The sequence below is a fragment of the Parafrankia sp. FMc2 genome (genome assembly GCF_041008525.1).
Taxonomy (GTDB): domain Bacteria; phylum Actinomycetota; class Actinomycetes; order Frankiales; family Frankiaceae; genus Parafrankia.
Map to the genome: position 1 here is coordinate 1 of NZ_JBFLUG010000277.1, position 4368 is coordinate 4368.

Annotated in this window: 6 protein-coding genes; 5 read left to right on the forward strand and 1 reads right to left on the reverse strand. The window is 66.3% G+C overall.

Going from position 1 to position 4368, the window contains the following annotated elements; genetic code table 11:
- Positions 1-11 precede the first annotated feature (11 nt).
- From AB1460_RS35935 to AB1460_RS35955, 5 genes are all read left to right on the forward strand, one after another.
- The gene (locus AB1460_RS35935; protein WP_368966936.1) at positions 12-932 is read left to right on the forward strand and encodes a reverse transcriptase domain-containing protein; all 921 of its coding nucleotides are present in this window, start codon (positions 12-14) and stop codon (positions 930-932) included.
- Positions 933-1199 (forward strand): group II intron maturase-specific domain-containing protein, encoded by a 267-nt coding sequence (locus AB1460_RS35940; RefSeq protein WP_368966928.1) that lies wholly within the window; start codon positions 933-935, stop codon positions 1197-1199. It begins immediately after the preceding gene.
- A 328-nt stretch (positions 1200-1527) separates the two neighbouring features.
- Positions 1528-1650: a hypothetical protein gene (locus AB1460_RS35945; protein WP_368966930.1), complete on the forward strand. Its 123-nt coding sequence runs from the start codon at positions 1528-1530 to the stop codon at positions 1648-1650.
- Complete coding sequence (locus AB1460_RS35950; RefSeq protein WP_368966931.1) at positions 1647-1856, forward strand: hypothetical protein; 210 nt, start codon at positions 1647-1649, stop codon at positions 1854-1856. Before AB1460_RS35945 ends, AB1460_RS35950 begins: the two co-directional genes overlap by 4 nt.
- A 305-nt stretch (positions 1857-2161) precedes the next feature.
- Positions 2162-2659 carry an ISAs1 family transposase gene (locus AB1460_RS35955; RefSeq protein WP_368966933.1) on the forward strand — a complete coding sequence of 166 codons (498 nt, stop codon included), beginning with the start codon at positions 2162-2164 and terminating at the stop codon, positions 2657-2659.
- A 399-nt stretch (positions 2660-3058) separates the two neighbouring features.
- On the opposite strand, the gene AB1460_RS35960 is transcribed toward AB1460_RS35955, so the two are convergent.
- On the reverse strand, positions 3059-4162 hold the full coding sequence (locus tag AB1460_RS35960; RefSeq protein WP_368966934.1) for an IS630 family transposase: 1104 nt from the start codon (positions 4160-4162) through the stop codon (positions 3059-3061).
- Positions 4163-4368: the final 206 nt, after the last annotated feature.

Genomic DNA, 4368 nt, shown 5'->3' on the forward strand with positions numbered 1-4368 from the left:
TCCGTGGAACTTTGGTCGGTTCACACAGAGCTACACGCGGTGGCCGTCTTTGTCCCGGAGCGACACACCCCCACCCCGGACGATCAACCAGCCGATCCCGATCTACACCACGCGGTGGGACTCACCCGGGGATAGCCACCGTGCGGGACCGGGTGGTGCAGGCGGCCCTCCTGACTGTCCTAGAGCCGATCTTCGAGGCGGATTTCCAGCCGTGCAGCTACGGTTTCCGTCCGAAGCGCCGGGCTCATGACGCGATCGCCGAAACACATTTCCTGGCGTCTCGTTCCTACGAGTGGGTCGTCGAGGGTGATATTGAGGCGTGCTTCGACAACATTTCGCATTCTGCGCTGTTAGACCGGGTGCGGGTTCGCGTCGGAGACAAGCGTGTGCTGGGTCTGGTGAAGGCGTTCCTGAAAGCCGGTGTCCTCACCGAGGGCGGGGCGGAAAGGGATACGGTCACGGGCTGTCCACAGGGCGGTATCGTGTCACCGCTGCTCGCAAATATCGCACTGTCCGTCCTGGATGATCATTTTGCCGGGGCGTGGAACGCGATGGGTGACTCCCATAAGCGGGCCGAACGGCGCCGTCGAGGGCTGGCGAACTATCGGCTTATCCGCTACGCGGATGACTGGCTGCTGATAGTCGCTGGAACCCGTGCTGACGCGGAAAGGCTGCGGGAGGAAGCAGCGGCGGTGCTTTCTCCGATGGGCCTGTGCCTGTCGGCGACGAAGACACGGATCACCCACATAGACAAGGGCCTCGAGTTCCTGGGGTTCCGCGTCCAGCGGCACACCCAGCGAGGATCGGCGAAACGCTACGTCTACACGTACCCGACCCGCGCCGCCTTCGCGGCGGTCAAAGGAAAAGTACGGGCGCTGACCCGAGGAGCAACGAACCAGTCACTGGACATCCTGCTACACCGGCTCAACTAGGTGCTGCGGGGATGGACAACCTACTTCCGGCACGGGGCATCGGCCAAGACCTTTGCCTACCTGTCCGCCTATACCTGGCGGCGGGTGTGGTGCTGGCTGCGGCACAAGCACCGGAAAACCAGCTGGAAGGAGCTACGCCGCCGTTACCAGCCAGACCAGCGGCCGGCGTGGAATGGAGTGACGCTGTTCAACCCGGCGGCGGTGACAATTATCCGATACCGCTACAGGGGAACGACGATCCCTTCGCCGTGGATGACGGCCGCGTAACGGTCGGACAGGCCATCGATATCGGCTCGTGGAGAGCCCGGTGCTCGGCTAACGGGGACGCCGGGTTCGGAGGGCGGGCCGGGGAAACGGGCCGGTAGAGATACCGGTACCGCGCCGCGGTCCGACCCTACTTCCACATGCTGGAAGACCAGTTCGAATGCTGGCTTCTCAACGCGGCCCATGTCCGTAACGTTCCAGGTCGGAAAACCGATGTGGCGGACGCCGCGTGGCTTGCGGACCTGGTCGCGCATGGCCTGGTCCGCCCGTCGTTCGTCCCCCGAAGCCGTTCCGGGACCTGCGCGACCTCACCCGGGCACGGCGCACAGTCGTGGAGGAGAAGACCCAGGAGGTCCAGCGGCTGGAGAAGCTGATGCAGGACGCCGGGGTGAAACTCACCAGCGTCGCGTCCCAGCTGCTGGGGTCTCCGGCCGGGCGATCCTGGACAAGATGATCGCCGGGGAGCGGAACCCGGAGTATCTCGCCGAGCTGGCCCGAGGCCGGCTCCGCGGGAAGATCCCTCAGCTTCAGGAGGCCCTGGCGGGGACGTTCCGTTCGGGTCACCACGGGTTCCTCGCCGCGCAGCTGTTGGAACGGATCGATCTGTGTGACGAGCAGATCGAGGAGCTGGACCACCCAGGGCGCCGGCAAGTTTGCTGAGGCGTAGGTGGTGGATCAGACCTGGGGTTTCTGGTGGGCCTGCGTAGCGGGAGGCGGGTACGTCGCCGGGGGCCTCAGAGGCACGGGCACGACACCTGAAGATCATGGAGGTTCCTACGTCATCATGATCGAACCGAGGTGCCGTGCCCGCCGTACCAGTATCACCGCCTGCCCCTGTTCTCGATCAGCTGGCTACCGCTGTTACCGATGGTTATCACCGGCCGTCGTCGGTGTCGGGTCTGGTGGCCGTGTTCGGCCGGGTCCCGGACCCGCGGAAACCCCGAGGCCGGCGGCACAGCCTGGCCGTGGTGTTGACTCTGGCGACCTGCGCGGTCCTCGCCGGTGCACGGTCGTTCACCGCGATCGGTGAGTGGGCCGCCGATGCCGGTCTGGCGGCCACCGGTCCGCTCGGTATCGCCCGGGTGCCTGAGGAGTCGACGTTCCGCCGGGTGTTCGCCGCCCTCGACGCCGACGCGCTGGACGCGGTGCTGGGAGCGTGGGCGACCGCGGTGACCAGCCCGGCCGCGGGGACGCGGCGGCGGGTCGCGGTCGATGGCAAGACCGTGCGCGGTTCCCGCACCAGCGACAACCCGGGTCGGCATCTGCTCGCAGCCCTCGATCATCACACCGGTGTCGTGCTCGGCCAGGTCGCGGTGGACGCGAAGACGAACGAGATCCCCGCGCTGCCCGTCCTGCTCGCCGACCTCGACCTCACCGGTGTGATCGTCACGGCGGACGCGTTGCACACCCAGACCGAGACCACCCGCTGGCTGGTCGGCCGCGGGGCGCACTACCCCTGCTGACGGTGAAGGCGAACCAGTGCGCCACGAGGCGCTCCGGTGTATCCCCACCGCAGGTGGGACAGACTCGAAGGGAGGTCTGCTGGGTCCGATGGCTTACCTGGAGCCGAAAGGCGAAGGGGACAAGAGCATGCCAGGAAACCGGTGGCCGGGTCCAGATGCCAGGGACGGTGCGCCGGGAGACCCGCGCGGTATGGCGAAGGCTTGACTGCTTGAACCCCAATCTCCAGCGGCAGCAATTTACTGCGACCGGAAAGGCATCTGAAACCGGTGCCCGTCGTGCCGGGGGTGTACTGGTTCACCCCGGGCAACCTATCGCGGCGGGAGCGATGTCCGACGAGGGCATTCAAGGAGATGAGTGGGGCGCCTACAGCCGCGCTAGTGCCTCGTGACCCTGTTTGCTTACCGATGGCGGTTGCGGTTGTTGTCGACGAGTTTGCGGATGCTGGTCTGGGTGAGGCGGACCTTGGCGAGGATCTCGTCGGCGGTGGCGGTCCAGGTGAACGGCTGGGCGGTGCTGTTCCAGTGGGTGATGTAGTCGCGGATCTGGCGGGTCAGGGCGTGGACCGAGGGGAAGGTGCCGCGGCGGATCGCCTGACGGGTGATGATCCCGAACCAGGTCTCGATCTGGTTGATCCAGGACGAACCGACCGGGGTGAAGTGGAAGTGGACGTGCGGGTTCGTGTCCAGCCAGGCGTTCACGTCGGGAGTCGTATGGGTGGACAGGTTGTCCAGGATGACGTGGATCTCCCTGCCGCCGTGTGGGGCGACCGCGTCCTTCAGGAAGGCGAGGAACGTGGCGCCGTTACGGGTGGGATGGCAGGAGGCGAAGACCTCCCCGGTACCGGTGTTGAGGGCGGCGAACAGGTTCGTGGTGCCGTGACGGACGTAGTCGTGGGTGCGTTTCTCGGTGCGTCCGAAACTGATCGGGAGCAGCGGCTGGGTACGGTCCAGGGCTTGGACCTGCGTCTTTTCGTCGACGCAGAGCACGACCGCGCCGCCGGGTGGGTCGAGGTAGAGCCCGACGATGTCAGCGACCTTGATGGCGAAGTCCGGATCCCGAGACAGCTTGAACGTGCCGGACTGATGTGGGCGCAGCCCTTCTTCCCGCCACACCTTCGCTACGTAGTGCCAGGACACCGGCACCGGTCCGGTGCGGCCGATGTAGCGGGCCATCTCCCGGGTCGACCAGTGCGACAGCCCGGTCTCCGCTGGCGGTGTCGTGCGGGTCAACGCCACGATCCGAGCCCGTACCGCGGCGGGGACCTGCTCCCGCGGTGCTCCTCGCGGTCGGTCGACCAGGCCGGCCACCCCGTCCCGCTCGTACCGGCTCAGCCACAGATCCACCGTCGGTCGCGATACCCCGGCCAGCTGGGCGATCCGCGCCTTCGGTGTGTTCTCCGCGTGCCACAACACGATCCGCGCCCGTGTGCCCACGTTCGCAGGAACATCCCGGCTGTTGATCAGCGCGGACAGTTCCGCCCGTTCCGCATCCCCCAACTCCACAAGATCATTCTATCTGGCGACCTGCCTACGTAAGAGAAACAGAATCACAAGACACTAGTGCAACGTTCCTCAAAGGTAATACACAAAGCGGCGGCGACGTGTGCGGGTGGGTGGTGGTGGCCGTCCCCAGACCCAGGGCTTGGCGTGGGTGTTGAGCTGGGTGGTGGCCAGGTCGACGGCATGGATGATCTCGTCGGGGTCGGCGA